General features: G+C 71.9%; 9 protein-coding genes. 4 read left to right on the top strand and 5 right to left on the bottom strand.

All coding sequences use genetic code 11. The annotated features are described in order from the left end of the window. Positions 1–114: 114 nt before the first annotated feature. Positions 115–2,109 carry a glycosyltransferase family 2 protein gene (locus ACZ4XD_RS22840; protein WP_468044774.1) on the bottom strand — a complete coding sequence of 665 codons (1,995 nt, stop codon included), beginning with the start codon at positions 2,107–2,109 and terminating at the stop codon, positions 115–117. Between the two features lie 398 nt (positions 2,110–2,507). Between ACZ4XD_RS22840 and ACZ4XD_RS22845 the strand changes: the two genes are divergently transcribed. Further along, positions 2,508–4,874 carry a bifunctional glycosyltransferase/CDP-glycerol:glycerophosphate glycerophosphotransferase gene (locus ACZ4XD_RS22845; RefSeq protein ID WP_468044776.1) on the top strand — a complete coding sequence of 789 codons (2,367 nt, stop codon included), beginning with the start codon at positions 2,508–2,510 and terminating at the stop codon, positions 4,872–4,874. Positions 4,875–5,066: 192 nt separating this feature from the next. Here the strand turns inward: ACZ4XD_RS22845 and ACZ4XD_RS22850 are convergent, their stop codons facing one another. After that, a complete protein-coding gene (locus ACZ4XD_RS22850; RefSeq protein WP_468044778.1) occupies positions 5,067–5,690 on the bottom strand; it encodes a TetR/AcrR family transcriptional regulator in 624 nt (207 codons plus the stop codon). A 137-nt stretch (positions 5,691–5,827) separates the two neighbouring features. On the opposite strand from ACZ4XD_RS22850, the gene ACZ4XD_RS22855 reads away from it, so the two are divergent. Together ACZ4XD_RS22855 and ACZ4XD_RS22860 are read left to right on the top strand one after the other, a co-directional pair. After that, positions 5,828–6,763 (top strand): ABC transporter permease, encoded by a 936-nt coding sequence (locus ACZ4XD_RS22855; RefSeq protein ID WP_468044780.1) that lies wholly within the window; start codon positions 5,828–5,830, stop codon positions 6,761–6,763. Beyond that, positions 6,750–7,553, top strand: coding sequence for an ABC transporter ATP-binding protein (locus tag ACZ4XD_RS22860; RefSeq protein ID WP_468044782.1), 804 nt, complete (start codon positions 6,750–6,752; stop codon positions 7,551–7,553). Before ACZ4XD_RS22855 ends, ACZ4XD_RS22860 begins: the two co-directional genes overlap by 14 nt. A 90-nt stretch (positions 7,554–7,643) precedes the next feature. On the opposite strand, the gene ACZ4XD_RS22865 is transcribed toward ACZ4XD_RS22860, so the two are convergent. The 3 genes from ACZ4XD_RS22865 to ACZ4XD_RS22875 form a co-directional block, all read right to left on the bottom strand. After that, positions 7,644–12,605, bottom strand: coding sequence for an NAD-glutamate dehydrogenase (locus tag ACZ4XD_RS22865; protein ID WP_468044784.1), 4,962 nt, complete (start codon positions 12,603–12,605; stop codon positions 7,644–7,646). 465 nt (positions 12,606–13,070) lie between these two features. After that, positions 13,071–13,733, bottom strand: a complete 663-nt coding sequence (locus tag ACZ4XD_RS22870) for an HAD family hydrolase (protein WP_423613670.1) — start codon at positions 13,731–13,733, stop codon at positions 13,071–13,073. A gap of 94 nt (positions 13,734–13,827) precedes the next feature. Continuing rightward, positions 13,828–14,334 (bottom strand): DUF6912 family protein, encoded by a 507-nt coding sequence (locus ACZ4XD_RS22875; RefSeq protein WP_398835436.1) that lies wholly within the window; start codon positions 14,332–14,334, stop codon positions 13,828–13,830. 297 nt (positions 14,335–14,631) lie between these two features. Between ACZ4XD_RS22875 and ACZ4XD_RS22880 the strand changes: the two genes are divergently transcribed. Then, the gene (locus tag ACZ4XD_RS22880; RefSeq protein ID WP_468044786.1) at positions 14,632–15,534 is read left to right on the top strand and encodes an Rv3235 family protein; all 903 of its coding nucleotides are present in this window, start codon (positions 14,632–14,634) and stop codon (positions 15,532–15,534) included. The last annotated feature ends 183 nt before the right edge of the window (positions 15,535–15,717 follow it).

The raw sequence follows: 15,717 nt of genomic DNA on the forward strand, positions 1-15,717 counted from the left end.
GTCAGCCTGTGGCAGCGGGGGCGGGCCGGGCAACGGCATTCGGCTATGACCGAAAGGGGCTCGCGGGGCCGGGTGTTGACGGCCGCGGGGCGGAAGCGGGGGCGTACGGGGGCGTCAGCGGCGCGCCCGGCGCAAGAGCCGCGTCCGGCGCAGACGGCCCGCCCGGCGCAGGAGGCCCGCCCCGAGGCCGCCACCGGGCACGGTGAGGGTCAGTGCCGCGGCCCCGTCGTCCCCGCGGCCGGCCGTATGGACCGGCAGCTCGCGGCGGAACGGGCCCGCGGTCACCCGCAGCGCCACCCGCCAGGTGCCCGGCGGGCCGCCGCGCAGCCGGGCGCGCACGGTGTAGCGGTCGCCGGCGGCCCGCTCGACCGTGGTGCGCAGCGCCACCGTGCGGGCCGCGTCGTGGAGGACCAGCCGCAGTGCGGCGTCCACGGGGCAGCCGGGGAGGGTGAGCTGGGCGGTGACGGTGGCGCGGCCGGAGCGGGTGCGGTCCGCGGTGCCGCGCAGATCGCCGCCGAGGGGCCGGCGCGCCCCGTCGGGGTCCAGGTCGAGGTTCAGATGGCCGTGCGGCCGGGAGCGGAAGAGCGCGGCGACGGCCGGGCCGGCCGGGCCCCGGCCGACGATCCGCGGCACGAAGCCGGGGTCGCTCTCCTGCTGGCCGTCGCCGTCCGGGACCAGCCAGGCCTCGCGGCGGAGGGCGGGCCCCGCGGCGCCGCCCGGGCCGTACGCGGTGACCGCGATCTTGAGGCCCCAGACGCCGTCGGGCAGCGGTCCGCCGTCCGCCGCGGTCGCCGGGTCGACGGCGGCCCGCCAGGCCCCGTCCGCGTACCGGGCGGGGAGGCGGTGGGTGGTGCCGTTGCGGCGCAGCAGGATCTCGACGCTGTCGCCGCCGAGACCCGGGAGGGTGGCGGTGCCCCGCAGATGCAGGACGCCGCCCGCCCAGTGCTGCCGGAGCAGCCGCTGGCGCAGCACCACGCGGTCGGTGAGGTCGTAGCAGGCGTCGGGGAGGGCGCGCTCGGGGTCGCGGAAGTACGGGTAGCCGGCGTAGACGCGGCCGTCGTCGTCGAGCCGCGGCGGGTCCGGGCGGGTTCCGGTGTCGGCGCGGACGACGGCGGTCAGCTCGTCGTCGAGTCCGGCGCGCAGGCAGTGGGCGCGCAGCCGGAGGCCAGGCGGCAGGGCGGTCAGTACCCGGTCGGTGAGGTGGCGCTCCACGAGCGGGCGGGCGGCGGCCGCCATCGCGGTGCGGCCCGCCGGGTCGCGGGCGAGGTAGGGGGCCCCGAAGGGCATGAGTATCTCGCCGTGGAAGTGCCGGACCATCAGCTTGTCGCGGTCGGCGCCGGGCGGGACCTCGGCGGCGACCTGGTCGAGGACGGTGCCGATGTAGCCGAGGTATTCGCACCAATCGGTGTCCTGGCGGCTGGCGTTGCTGTTGTCCTCGCGTCCGTGCAGGTAGTAGCAGGTGCGGTCGGCGAAGACGGAGACGACGTCGGCGCGCAGCAGGGCGGTGATGCCGAACGGCAGGTCCTCGGCGAGCAGCCGGCCCTCGACGAAGCGCAGCCGGTGGTGTTCGACGAAGGACCGGCGGAAGAGTTTGTAGGCGGCCAGGGACCAGTAGACGGGGGAGTCGAAGACGGAGACCCGTTCGCTGGTGGTGCGCAGGTCGACGGGGGCGGCGCGGCCGTCGGCGCCGGCGATCCGGCCGTAGACGATGTCCGAGCGGCACTTCTGGGCCGTCCGGGTGAGCCAGAACAGCGCCTCGGGGTCGAGGCGGTCGTCGGAGTCGAGGAAGAAGACGTAGTCGCCGGTGGCGCGGGCCAGCCCGGCGTTGCGCGGCTTGCCGGCGCCGCCGGAGGCGTCCTGGCGCAGCACCGTCAGATGGGGGTGGCGGCGGGCCTGTTCGGCCAGCCACTCGGCGCTGCCGTCGGTCGAGCCGTCGTCGACCGCGATCACCTCGATGTGGCGCCGGTCCAGCGTCTGGGCGAAGACGGAGCCGAGGCTGCGGTCGAGGTAGCGCCGGGTGTTGTGCACCGGCACGATCACGGAGACGGTCGGCGCCGGGGCGCCGGGTCCGGTGGGGACCTCGGCCGCGGGGTCTTCAGGGACGGGCACCGTGCCTCCGTTCTTTCGGCAGTCCCCCGGACCGCCCGGCGCCCCGGCGGGGCAGAGGGGACTCCTCAGACATATAACGCGGGGTGAACGTTCGCCGATCGTGGCGGCGGACGGCCGGTGGCTCCGGGCCCGCCACTCCCCTAGAGGCGGTCCGCCCCCCGGAGGTTGCGCATCCGCTCACCTTTCCGCGCCCCGGTGCCCCGGACGGCATCGGCGCCTCAACGGGGACACCGCCCGAAAATTCATCACTTGACGAGATCTGTGATGAGCAGCACAGAAATTTTCGATGAACGAGCAACAACCTTTTCGGGTGAACAGTGGTCAGAAAGCTGACACCACAGGAGGCCCCTTCGGGCCTTTTTGTGTTCCGCACAGCGCGCCACGAGGAGTAGCACCACATGTCCGAGACAGGCCCCGACGCCGGACCCCGCTTCAGCATCATCGTGCCCGTGTTCCGGGTGCGGGGCTTTCTGCGCGCATGCCTGGACTCGGTGCTGGAGCAGGATTTCCCCGACTTCGAGCTGCTCGCCGTCGACGACTGCTCGCCCGACGGCAGCGGCGCCATCCTGGACGAGTACGCCGCGCACGACGACCGGGTCCGGGTCCTGCACCTCCCGGAGAACGCCGGCCTGGGCCCCGCCCGCAACGCCGGTCTGGAGCGGGCGCGCGGCGACTACCTGCTCTTCCTCGACAGCGATGACACCCTCGTGCCCGGCGCGCTCGGTGCCCTCGCCGAACGGCTGGCCGCCACCGCGCACCCCGAGATCCTGGTCTTCGACTACGCCCGGACGTACTGGGACGGCACCACCCGCCGCAACACCCTGTCCGCCCTGCTCGACGAGTCCGGCGCACCGTCGTCCTTCCCGCTCTCCGAACGGCCCCAACTCCTCGATCTGCTCCAGATCGTGTGGAACAAGGCCTACCGCCGCGACTTCATCGAGGAGCACGGCTTCACCTTCCCGCCGGGCTACTACGAGGACGCCCCCTGGACGTTCTGCACGCTGATCACCGCACCGCGGATCGCGGTCCTCGACCGGGTCTGTCTGCACTACCGCCAGCGCCGGCAGGGCGGCAACATCCTGCGCACCACCAGCCGCAAGCACTTCGACGTCTTCGACCAGTACGCCCGGGTCTTCGGCTACCTGGACGCGCACCCCGAACTGGCGCACTGGCGCCCGCACATGTTCCGCAAGATGACCGACCACTATCTGACCGTCCTGGACAAGCCGGGCCGGCTGCCGCGCCCCGCCCGGGCCGAGTTCTTCCACCGCGCCGCCCGCGACTACCGCCTGCGGCGCCCGGCCGGCTTCGTCCGCCCCGGCGGGGTGACCGGCGGCAAGTACGCGCTGCTCGCCAGGGACGCCTACCCGGCGCTGGCCGGTCTGAAGGCCGCGGGCACAGTGCAGCGCGCGGTGCGCAAGCACGCCGGCAAGCGGATCAGGCAGGCCAAGCGCAAGGCCATGGACCTGCGTTACCGGGCGCTGCTGCGGCAGCCGCTGGACGAGAACCTCGCGGTCTACTCCGCGTACTGGAACCGGCTGCCGGCCTGCAACCCGCTGGCGGTCTACGAGAAGGCCAAGGAGCTGGCGCCGGACGTGCACGGCGTCTGGGTCGTCAAGAAGCAGCTCGCCGGGGCGGTCCCGGCCGGCATCGACCACGTCGTGCTGAACTCACCTCGCTACTGGGAGGTGGTGGCCCGCGCCAAGTACCTCGTCAACAACGTCAACTTCGCCGACAACGTGGTCAAGCGCGAGGGCCAGGTCCACCTCCAGACCCACCACGGCACCCCGCTGAAGTCGATGGGCACCGACCAGAAGCGCTACCCGGCCGCCGCCAAGGGCATGAGCTTCCGCAAGCTGCTGGCCCGCGCCGACCGCTGGGACTTCTCGCTCTCCGCCAACCGGCACACCACCGAGCAGTGGGAACGCGTCTACCCCTGCGACTTCGCTTCGGTGGACGCCGGTTACCCCCGTAACGACGTCTACTACCGGGCCACCGCCCAGGACGTCCTGGACATCCGCGAACGCCTCGGCATCGCCCCCGGCAGGACGGCCGTGCTGTACGCGCCGACGATGCGCGACTACCAGGTCGGCTATGTCCCGCGGCTCGACCTGGAGCGGATCTCCCGCGCGCTGGGCGAGGACTTCGTCCTGCTGGTGCGCACCCACTACTTCTACGACCGCGACCCCGGCCTCCAGACGCTGCAGGAGCGCGGTGCGCTGATCGACGTGTCCGGCCACCCGGTCGTCGAGGAGCTGTGCCTGGCCGCCGACGCCCTGGTCACCGACTATTCGTCGATCATGTTCGACTACGCCAACCTCGACCGGCCGATCATCAACTACGCCGACGACTGGGACACTTACGTCCGCTCCCGCGGCGTCACCTTCGACCTGCTCTCGGGCCTGCCCGGCGACACCCCCGGCGTGCTCGCCACCACGGAGGGCGAGCTGATCGAGGCGTTCCGCAGCGGCCGCTGGGACGACGACCGGGCCGCCGCACTGCGCGCCGCGTTCCGCGCCCGGTTCTGCCCCTGGGACGACGGCCACGCCGCCGAACGCGTGGTCCGCCGGGTCTTCCTCGGCCAGGAGACAACCCCCGAGCCGCTGCCCCAGGAGGAACGCACTATCGCCCCGACCCCGCGCGCCGCGGCCGCGGCAGCCGGCCTGTGCACACCGACAGCTCCCCGGAGGGGGGCGGACGGGGAGGTGCGGGTGCGGGGGGTGTTGGGGGCTTCGGGGGCGTCAGACGTGGAGATGGCGGGCTGACCGGTCGGTCGGTGCGCGCACTGCCCCCCGGCCGGATTCTGGCGGGGCCGTGCGCGAACCCGCCCCAGCCGTGCGCCAATCCGCCACCCGCCCCACGGGAATACCCGCCCCACCCCACCCGTTGTGGCCTCGCAGGGGGCCCGCGCACCCCCTACGGGATCCGTTCGCCCCCGCCCTAGGTGCCGTCCCGCCTCACTCCGCCCGGAGCGCCGCCACCACCGAGCACGACAGGGCGTCGAGGTACCCCTTGGGGAGCTCGTCGCGGGCGACCAGGAGCCGCCAGTACAGCGGCCCGGTCAGCAGGTCCAGCGCGAGGCGGGCGTCCACGTCCTGCGGCAGTTCGCCGCGCTCCACGGCCCGGGCCACCACCGCGGCCGCGACGCCCTCCTGACTGTCGTGCAGCGCCGCCTTCAGCGCCTGCGCGAGTTCAGGACTGCGGGACGCCTCCGCCAGCAGGTCCGGGATGATCTGCGAGGCCATCGGGTGCCGCAGCGCCCGCGCCGCGACCTCCAGCAGCATCCGTACGTCGCCGGCCAGCGACCCGGTGTCCGGCGTCGGCATGCCCGCAGCGGCCACCGCGGAGACCACGTCCAGGACGAGGTGCAGCTTGGAGCGCCACCGCCGGTAGACGGCGGTCTTGCCGACGCCCGCCCGCCGCGCGATGCCCTCGATCGACATCCGGGCGAAGCCCGCCGCGGCCAGCTCCTCGAAGACCGCGGCACGGATCGCCTCGGTCTTGTCCTCGCGCAATACGGCGGCGCCTGCCGGGGCCCGGCGCGCCGCCGCGGGTTCGCTCCCGCTGCCGTCTTGTGCCATGGCTGGAGCCTACCGTTACGACGCTACGGTTGCGTTTCGACGCGAGCTCCCTTTAGTGTCGGCGTCGCGACGATACGGACCCGTCCCGTCGTCGCGCTCCGTTCCGCTTCCCCCGTCACGCAAGCGAAAGCGGCCCCATGCCCCAGACCCTCGCTCCCCCGGCCCCGGCGCCCACCGGGGCCTCCACCCCCGGCGCGGCCCCCGACCCGGAGCTGCGCGCCCTGGCCGAGCGCCATGGGCTCACGGTGAGCGGCGCCCGCCCCTCACTGCCCCAGTACGTCCGCCGGCTGTGGCAGCGGCGGCACTTCATCAGGTCGTTCGCCGGCGCCAAGCTCACCGCGCAGTACAGCCAGGCGAAGCTGGGCCAGCTGTGGCAGGTGGTGACCCCGCTGCTCAATGCGCTGGTCTACTACTTGATCTTCGGTCTGCTGATCGGCACCAAAAGCCATGTGGACGACTACATCCCGTTCCTGGTGACCGGTGTCTTCCTCTTCACCTTCACGCAGAGCTCGGTGATGGCCGGTACGCGGGCGATCTCCGGCAATCTCGGCCTGGTGCGGGCGCTGCATTTCCCGCGGGCCTGTCTGCCGATCTCGTTCTGTCTGATGCAGCTCCAGCAGCTGCTGATGTCGATGGGCGTCCTCATCGTCATCCTGCTGGCGTCCGGGCAGCTGCCGACGTGGTCGTGGCTGCTGGCCGTGCCGGCGCTGGTGCTCCAGTTCGTGTTCAACACGGGGCTGGCGATGGTGATGGCGCGGCTGGGTTCGAAGACCCCGGACCTGGCGCAGCTGATGCCGTTCATCATGCGGACGTGGATGTACGCCTCCGGCGTCATGTACAGCATGAGCGCGGTCACCGCGGGCAAGCATGTGCCCGCCGTCGTCCAGCTCCTCCTGGACCTCAATCCGGCGGCCGTCTACATCGACCTGATGCGGTTCGCGCTGATCGACAGCTTCGTCGGGAAGCAGCTGCCACCGCATGTCTGGGCGCTCGCCGGGGGCTGGGCGCTGGTGATGGGCGTCGTGGGCTTTGTGTACTTCTGGAAGGCTGAGGAGCGGTATGGACGTGGCTGAGCAGCAGAACGGCGGCCGGCCGGCCGAGGCGGCCGCGGAGCGGGTCCCGACGGTGATCGCGGACGATCTGCACATCGTCTACCGCGTCTACGGCACGGGTGCGGGCAAGGGCAGCGCCACCGCGGCCCTCAACCGCATCGTGCGCCGCAAGCCGTCTTCGGGCGTGCGTGAGGTGCACGCGGTCAAGGGTGTCTCCTTCACCGCGTACCGGGGTGAGTCGATCGGGCTGATCGGTTCCAACGGCTCGGGCAAGTCGACGCTGCTCAAGGCGGTGGCCGGGCTGCTGCCGGCGGAGCGCGGCAAGGTCTACACGCACGGCCAGCCCTCGCTGCTGGGCGTCAACGCGGCCCTGATGAACGATCTGACCGGCGAGAAGAACGTCCTTCTCGGCGGGCTGGCGATGGGCATGAGCCGCGAACAGGTCCGGGAGCGCTACGACGGCATCGTCGACTTCTCCGGCATCAACGAGAAGGGCGACTTCATCTCGCTGCCGATGCGCACCTACTCCTCCGGCATGTCGGCCCGGCTGAAGTTCTCCATCGCCGCGGCCAAGGACCACGATGTGCTGATGATCGACGAGGCGCTGGCCACCGGTGACCGCAGCTTCCAGAAGCGCTCCGAGGCCCGCATCCGCGAGCTGCGCAAGGAAGCCGGCACGGTCTTCCTCGTCAGCCACAACAACAAGTCCATCCGCAACACCTGTGACCGCGTCCTGTGGCTGGAGCGCGGCGAGCTGATCATGGACGGCCCGACGGAGGAGGTCGTCAAGGCGTACGAGGCGCACCGCTGACGCCGCGCCGGACATGACGGAGGGGCGCACCCGCGACGGGTGCGCCCCTCTGCCGTACCGGAACCCGGGCCACGCGGCGGCCCGGCTCCGTCAGTTGTGCGTGCGCAGCAGCGTACGCATCGTCCGCATGGCCACGGACAGGTTCGCCAGATCGAAGCCCTCCGACCCGTGGATCTCCTCCAGCGTCGCGCGGGCGCGGCTGAGGATCGCCGCGTTGGCCTGCTCCCAGGCCTTGAACCGCTGCTCCGGCGTCGAGGAGCCATTGCCCACCGACAGCACGTCCGAGGTCAGCGCCGCATGGGCGGCGAAGAGGTCCTCGCGGATCGAGGCGCGGGCCATCGACTGCCAGCGGTCGTTGCGCGGCAGCTCCAGGATGCGGTCGAGGAGCTGGTTGATCCGCAGCCGGTCACCCAGGTCGTAGTAGACCTCGGCGACATCCAGCGGCTCCTTGTCCAGCCGGTCGGCGACGGCGACGATGTCCAGCGCCGGGAAGACCGAGGAGAAGCCGGACACCTGGACGGCCAGCTGCTCGGGCACGCCCGCGTCGGTCAGCTCCTCCAGGATCGCCTGGAACCATTCCAGGTCGCCGCCCTGGAGCAGCTTCGGCAGCTCCGACCACACCTGGGCGACCCGGTCCGCGAAGAAGTCGATGGTCTCCGACAGCTCCAGCGGCTGCGGGCGGTTGTTGAGCAGCCAGCGGGTGCCGCGCTCGACCAGCCGCCGCGAGTGCAGCCGGATCCGGGTCTGGACGTCGGCCGCGACGACATTGTCGAGCGCCTCGACGTCGTCCCAGACCTGGTTGAGCCGGAAGATGGCGCGGGCCGCGGTGTGCGCCCGGACGACCTCTTCGAGGGAGGCGCCGGTCTCCTCCCGCATGCGGTGCAGGAAGCTCGTACCGCCGGTGTTGACGGTGTCGTTGACCAGCACCGTGGTGACGATCTCGCGGCGCAGCGCATGCCCGTCGACCTGCTCGGGGAACCGGTCGTGCAGCGCCGAGGGGAAGTAGGCGTGCAGCAGCCGCTGGAGGTAGGCGTCGTCCGGCAGCCCGGTCTGGATCAGCGCCTCGGAGACCGTGATCTTGGTGTACGCGAGGAGCACCGCGGTCTCGGGCTGGGTCAGCCCGCGGCCGGCGTTCAGCCGCTCGCGGATCTGCCGGTCGGTGGGCAGGAACTCCAGCGCCCGGTCGAGATCACCGTCGCGCACCAGCCGGCGCATGAAGCGCTGCTGGGCGTTGAGCATGCTGGAGGACTGGGCGAGGGCCAGCGCCAGCGCGGTGTTCTGCGCGTAGTTGTTGCGCAGCACCAGCGCGCCGACCTCGTCGGTCATCTCGGCCAGCAGCTTGTTGCGCTGCTTGACCGTCATGTCGCCGTCCGCGACCACGGAGTTGAGCAGGATCTTGATGTTCACCTCGTGGTCGGAGGTGTCCACACCGGCGCTGTTGTCGATCGCATCGGTGTTGATCTTCCCGCCGGCGGTGGCGAACTCGATCCGGCCCAGCTGGGTCAGGCCCAGGTTGCCGCCCTCGCCGACGACCTTGACCCGCAGGTCCTCGCCGTTGACCCGGATGGCGTCGTTGGACTTGTCGCCCACATCGGCGTTGGACTCCGCCGAGGACTTCACATAGGTGCCGATGCCGCCGTTCCACAGCAGGTCGACCGGCGCCTTGAGGATGGCCTGCATCAGATCGGCGGGCGTCATCTTCTTCACCCCGGCCTCGATGCCGAGGGCGGCCCGGATCTGCGCGTTGATCTGAATGGACTTGGCCGAGCGCGGGTGGATGCCGCCGCCCTGCGAGAGCAGCTCGGTGTTGTAGTCCGCCCAGGAGGAACGGGGCAGCTCGAAGAGCCGGCGGCGCTCGGCGTACGAGGTCGCCGCGTCCGGGTTCGGGTCGAGGAAGATGTGCCGGTGGTCGAAGGCGGCGACCAGCCGGATGTGCTCGCTGAGCAGCATGCCGTTGCCGAAGACGTCACCGGACATGTCGCCGACGCCGACGACGGTGAAGTCCTCGGACTGGGTGTCCACGCCCAGCTCGCGGAAGTGCCGCTTGACCGACTCCCAGGCGCCGCGGGCGGTGATGCCCATGCCCTTGTGGTCGTAGCCGGCGCTGCCGCCGGAGGCGAAGGCGTCGCCCAGCCAGAAGCCGTACGACTCGGCGACCTCGTTGGCGATGTCGGAGAAGGTGGCGGTGCCCTTGTCGGCGGCGACGACAAGGTAGGTGTCGTCCTCGTCGTGCCGGACGACGTCCGTGGGGTGCTCGACCTCGCCGCCGACCAGGTTGTCGGTGATGTCCAGCAGACCGGAGATGAAGGTCTTGTAGCAGGCGATGCCCTCGGCGAGCCAGGCGTCGCGGTCCTGCGACGGGTCCGGCAGCTGCTTGCCGACGAAGCCGCCCTTCGCGCCGACCGGCACGATGACGGTGTTCTTGACCATCTGCGCCTTGACCAGGCCGAGGATCTCCGTACGGAAGTCCTCCCGGCGGTCCGACCAGCGCAGACCGCCGCGCGCGACCTTGCCGAACCGCAGGTGGACGCCCTCGACCTGCGGGGAGTACACCCAGATCTCGTACGCCGGGCGGGGCGCGGGCAGGTCGGGGATGGCCTGCGGGTCCAGCTTCATGGACAGGTAGGAGTGCGGCCGGCCCTGGCTGTTCTTCTGGTAGTGGTTGGTGCGCAGCGTCGCCTTGATGACCGTGAGGAAGGACCGCAGGATCCGGTCCTCGTCCAGGGAGGCGACCTGGTCGAGCGCGCCGTCCAGTTCCTCCAGCAGCCCGTCGGTCAGCTCCGTGCCGGCCCGCTGCCGGTCGGGGGACATCCGTGCCTCGAAGAGGGAGACCAGCAGCCGGGTGGTGTGGACGTTGTTGGAGAGGGTGTCCTCCATGTACGTCTGGCTGAAGGTCGAGCCGGCCTGCCGCAGGTACTTGGCGTAGGCCCGCAGCACCATCGCCTGGCGCCAGTTGAGGCCGGCCCGCAGCACCAGGGTGTTGAAGCCGTCGCTCTCGGCGGCGCCGGTCCACACCGCGGTGAACGCGTCCTGGAAGCGCTCGCGGGCGTCGTCGCCCTTGATGTGCTCGGGCATCCGCAGCCCGAAGTCGTAGACCCAGGCGATGGTGGCGTCGGCGCAGCGCAGCTCGTGCGGGCGCTCGTCGACGACCTCGACGCCCAGGCGGTTCAGGCCGGGCAGCACCCGGGACAGCGAGACCGGCTCGCCCCTGCGGTAGATCTTGAAGCGGCGCTCGCCGGGGCCCGCGTCGACCGGCTCGTAGAGGCTGACGGAGAAGTCGTGGCCGGGCTCGCCGGTGAGCTTCTCCAGGTGCTGGACGTCGGCGACGGCGCTGCGCGGGCTGTTGTCGGCCTTGTACCCCTCGGGGAAGGCATGGCCGTAACGGCGCAGCAGCTCGGCGGCGCGCTCCTCGCCGACCTCGGCGTTCAGCGCCTCGGAGAAGCCGTCGGCCCAGGAGCGGGCGGCCTCCACCAGCCGGCTCTCCAGGCGGTCCGCATCGGCGTCGGTGAGCTCCGGCAGGCTGGCGCCGGGCTCGACGCGGATGACGAAGTGCAGCCGGGAGAGGATCGACTCGGTGTTCCAGGCGGTGAAGTCGACGCTGGTGCCGCCCAGTTCCTCCTTGAGGATGTCGATCAGGCGCAGTCGCACCCCGGTGGTGTAGCGGTCGCGCGGGAGGTAGACCAGCGCGCTGTAGTAGCGGCCGTACTCGTCCTGGCGGAGGTAGAGCCGCAGCCGGCGGCGCTCTTGCAGGTACAGGACGCTGGTGGCGATGGACCGCAGTTCGTCGACCGGCGTCTGGAACAGCTCGTCGCGCGGGTACGTCTCCAGGATCTGGAGCAGGTCGCGGCCGTCATGGCTGTCGGGGCTGAAGCCCGCGCCTTCCAGGACCTCGGCGACCTTGCGGCGGATGACCGGCACCCGGCGCACGGACTCGGTGTACGCGGCCGAGGAGAACAGGCCCAGGAAGCGCCGCTCGCCGACGACATTGCCCTTGGCGTCGAACTTCTTGACGCCGACGTAGTCGAGGTAGGAGGGGCGGTGGACGGTGGCGCGGCTGTTGGCCTTGGTCAGGATGAGCAGCTTGTGCTCACGGGCCTTGGCGCGGGCGTCGGCGGGCAGCCGGTTGAAGGACGGCGAGACGGGGTGGCCGTCGGCGGTCTCGCGGTGCGGCGGGTCGGCGCGCAGTATGCCCAGACCGGTGCCGGGCACCGCGGACAGCACATCCTCGTCGACGCCGCCCTCACCGGGCGCGGTGGTCAGCTCGTACTCGCGGTAGCCGAGGAAGGTGAAGTGGTCCGCGGACAGCCACCGCAGCAGCTCCTGGGCCTCCTCGATCTCCCGGGCACCCAGGTCGTCGGCGACCGGCTCGGCGGGCAGCTCCTCGGCGATGCGGCCGGCGGCGGCCCGCATCTTCTCCCAGTCCTCGACGGCCTCACGGACGTCGGACAGCACCCGCAGCAGATCGGCGGTGATCTGCTGGAGATCCTCGCGGTCGGTCTCGCGGTCCATCTCGACATGGATCCACGACTCGGTCACCGCGTCGTGCGGCAGCTTGGTGGCCTTGCCCTTGCCGGTCTTGCCGTGGGCGTCGCAGTTGGAGTCGAAGACCTCGATGAGCTTGCCGGTCACATCACGGCGGACGATCACCTGCGGGTGGATCACGACATGGATGCCGCGGCCCTGCCGGGAGAGCTCATTGGTGACCGAGTCGACCAGGAACGGCATGTCGTCGGTGACGACCTCGACGACGGAGTGGCTGCACGTCCAGCCGTTCTCCTCGACGGTCGGGGTGTGCACCCGGACGTTCGCGGTGCCCTGGGGGCGCATTTCCGCGAGGCGGTAGTGCGAGAGCGCGGCGCCGACGACATCGACCGGGTCACGGTCGGTGAGGTCCTCGGGGGCGGTGTGCAGGTAGTAGCGCTGGAGGTATCCCGAAAGGGTGTCCGGGTCGAGGCCGCGTCCGGGGTGCTTGCCCCCGGTCTGGCTGCTTTCAACGACCCGGGCGGCCCTGGCGAGCAGCTCGGTTTTGGCTTCGTCCAGCTTGGTCTGCATGTCCTCTGGCTCCTGTCGCGCGCCGTTGCGTGACGTTGTGGAAGAACGTGGTGGAAGCCGCACAACGCCGCGACGTGGGGTGTCCTGTCGCTGTCGACGCTATGCCGCGTGAAGAGAAGGCCGTGCCGATATCGGCAATCTTTGACAATGCCGACATGGGTAGGTGGCCGCAAAGACCAGCGACCGCCCGGTCACGGTGGTGCCCCGGGCGCACGGCAGGGGCCTCGATGCCCCCGCGGGTTATCGCGCTGATCACGGTGCAAGGCTATCGCTCCCCACGTGGGTGCCGTCATGGGCCGTGGGGGAACAAATCCTCGGCCCGAACTTAGACCTTCTGGACAACGAAACGCCGATGTGCGGTGTGCACGCCGTCACAGCGCCCGGGTACCCGGCGGACCGCCGGACGACCGGTGTGTGGGAACGCCGTGCCCAGGAGACACACAACGGCCCGGGGCGCCTTCCGCCCTAGAGGACGATCTCTCCCGCCAGCCCGACCGCCTCGGCGAGCGTGTCCACCACCGGCACCCCGGCGGCCTCCAGGCTCCCTCGGCTGTGCGAGCCGCCCGTGTAGAGCACCGCGTACGCACCCGCGTCCTGCGCCGCCACCGCGTCGTCCACGGCGTCACCGATCACGACCGTACGGCCCGGATCGACGCTCTCCATCGCCGCCAGATGCCGCACCATGTGCGCGCTCTTGGAGCCCCCGGACGGCCCGGTCCGGCCGTCCACCCGCACGAACCGCGACTCGATCCCGAAGTCGCGGACGATCGGTATCAGCTCGTCGTGCCCGTACATGCTGAGGATCGACTGGCTGCGCCCGGCCGACTGCCACCCCTCCAGCAGCGCATGCACCCCCTCGGCGAGCTCACAGCCCAGCCGGTGCGTGCTGTAGTGGCGGTGGAACGCCTCGTCCATCACCAGCCACTCCGCATCCGTCGGCAGCCGCCCCATCAGCCGCTCGTAGAACCGCGGCACGGGTACGCAGTACAGCTCCCGGTACGTCTCCAGCGTGATCGGCTCCAGGCCGATCTCGGCGAAGGCGGAGTTCGTCGCGCCGATGACGGCGTCGATGTCGTGGAACAGCGTGCCGTTCCAGTCCCAGACGATGTGCGTGGCGTGTTTCCCCATGCGGTCCCCCAGATCGGAGCCGGTGCGCTTCCCCATGAAGAAAAAGTACCCGCACCCACCGACAACGCGTCGGGACCGGCCCGCGTCCCGCCGTTCAGCCGAGCAGCTGCGGGATCTCCTGCACCCCGAACCACATCAGGTCGTGGTCCTCGGCACCGTCCACCGTGAACCGGGCGTCGTCATCGCCCTGGTCCGCCGCGCCGAGCGCCGCCGCGGCCGCCGCGATGTCCGCCTCCGCGTCGTCGGCGTCCACATGCACCGCCGCGGCCTTCGACAGCGGCACCGGCCCGGCGACCCGCACCTCGCCCAGCGCCGACTGGTCGAGCCCGCGGTCCGGGTCGGCCACCGCCGCGCCGTCGGGCACGTCCACGGCCACCACGACCCGCCGCCGCGCGGCCTCGGGGTGCCCGGCGAGCAGGCGCAGCGATGCCTGGGCGGCGCGGCCGAGCGCCGCGTACTCCAGCTCCTCGATGTCGTCCGAGACGTACCACTCGCGCAGCGCCGGGGTGACGGCGTACGCGTCGAGGGGGCCGGGGCCCAGCTCACCGTTCTTGTGCGCCTCTGCGAGACCGGAGAGGGTCAGGGGGACGTAGACGCGCATGGCAGCCGCTTCCGCTCGATTCACTCGACTCCGAAGATTGTCCCGCCAGCATACGGGCGTGCGTCCCCCATCGTGCCGCCCCCGGGGCCCCCGCGTCGCCCGCCCGGGGCCCCTGCACCGCCCGGCTCCCACGGCTTGATCCCGGGCCCGCGCCACGGACGGGTGAACTCTGCGCACCCCTGATTCCGGCCCGTCCGCGCCTTGCTGCCGTCCCGGCCGCGCCGATAGAAGATCCCCACCACAAAAAGCTACCGCCCAGTAATTCACGGGCCCGGCACCACGGGGGCGATCACGAGCATGACCGGAACTGACCACACCACGGCACCCACCACGGCACCCATCACGGCACCCCTCACACCCACCGCCGGCGCCGCCGGTACCGCCGCGGGGCGCGTCACCCCTCCCGCCGCCACGGGGCGCCCCACCCGGCGCGCCACGCCGCCGGCACCCCTGGCACCCGACGGAACGACAGGCGGACCCGACGGCACGACGGCCGGCCGCGGCCCGCGCCCCCGTACCGCCGTCGCCCCGGGCACGCTCCCGGCCGTTCCCCGGCCGCGACGGTCTCCCGCCGACCGCCGCCCCCTCGGCCCGGCAGGCAGCGGCCCGGGGGCGTCCGGGCGCGGTGCCGGATCGTCCGGACGCCCCGGCACCGCCGACCGAGGCGGCTGGGGCGGCCGCGGCCCCGGCACCGCCGGCCGTGGCCCCGCCCGGACCACGCCACGCCTCGCCCACCCCACCGCGGCGGCCGCCGCCGAGAGCCGCCGTCTCCGCACCGGCACCCCCGTCGACGCGGCCGGTGCCCCCCTGCCGACCGCCGGCGCCCGGCAACGGGCCCACGAGAGCCGGCCGCACCACTGGTTCGCCCAGCAGCTGGTGCTCGCGCTCAGCGGGCAGCGCCCGGTACACGCCCTGCTGGGGCATGCGCTGCCCGCCGCCTACGACCGGCTGGCGGAGCTCGCCCCGCAGGCACCGCTGCGGCCCGCTATCGGGCCCGGCCGGCGCGGTCCGGCCCCCACGGTGCGTGACTGCGGGCTGTGCCGGCCGCGCCGCGGCGTCATCGAGGCCTTCGCCAGGATCGCGGCGGGCGAACGGCTGCGGGCGCTGGCCTTCCGGCTGGAGCTGGGCGCCGACTCCCGCTGGCGCTGTGCCGCCCTCGACATCGGCCCGACCCCGGCCCGTGGGTGCGCGGTCTCATGACCGGCACACAGCAGGGCGCCCCGGCCGTCCTCCGGCCGGGGCGCCCTCCGCGCCGGGGGGAGGGGGGGAGGGGGGGGGGGGGGGGGGGGGGTTTTTTTTTTTTTTGGTTTCCCGGCGTTTTTTTTTGTTTTTTTTTTCTCTTCTTGTGGGGAGAAATCCCTCCCTCGCGAAGGAGGGGGCCCC

Source organism: Streptomyces sp. NPDC029466 (assembly GCF_055574515.1).

Coding starts and splice junctions, on each gene's coding strand:
- ACZ4XD_RS22845 (WP_468044776.1), top strand. CDS start 2,508: ATGTCCGAGACAGGCCCCGACGCCGGACCCCGCTTCAGCATCATCGTG.
- ACZ4XD_RS22870 (WP_423613670.1), bottom strand. CDS start 13,733: ATGGGGAAACACGCCACGCACATCGTCTGGGACTGGAACGGCACGCTG.
- ACZ4XD_RS22860 (WP_468044782.1), top strand. CDS start 6,750: ATGGACGTGGCTGAGCAGCAGAACGGCGGCCGGCCGGCCGAGGCGGCC.
- ACZ4XD_RS22875 (WP_398835436.1), bottom strand. CDS start 14,334: ATGCGCGTCTACGTCCCCCTGACCCTCTCCGGTCTCGCAGAGGCGCAC.
- ACZ4XD_RS22855 (WP_468044780.1), top strand. CDS start 5,828: ATGCCCCAGACCCTCGCTCCCCCGGCCCCGGCGCCCACCGGGGCCTCC.
- ACZ4XD_RS22850 (WP_468044778.1), bottom strand. CDS start 5,690: ATGGCACAAGACGGCAGCGGGAGCGAACCCGCGGCGGCGCGCCGGGCC.
- ACZ4XD_RS22880 (WP_468044786.1), top strand. CDS start 14,632: ATGACCGGAACTGACCACACCACGGCACCCACCACGGCACCCATCACG.
- ACZ4XD_RS22865 (WP_468044784.1), bottom strand. CDS start 12,605: ATGCAGACCAAGCTGGACGAAGCCAAAACCGAGCTGCTCGCCAGGGCC.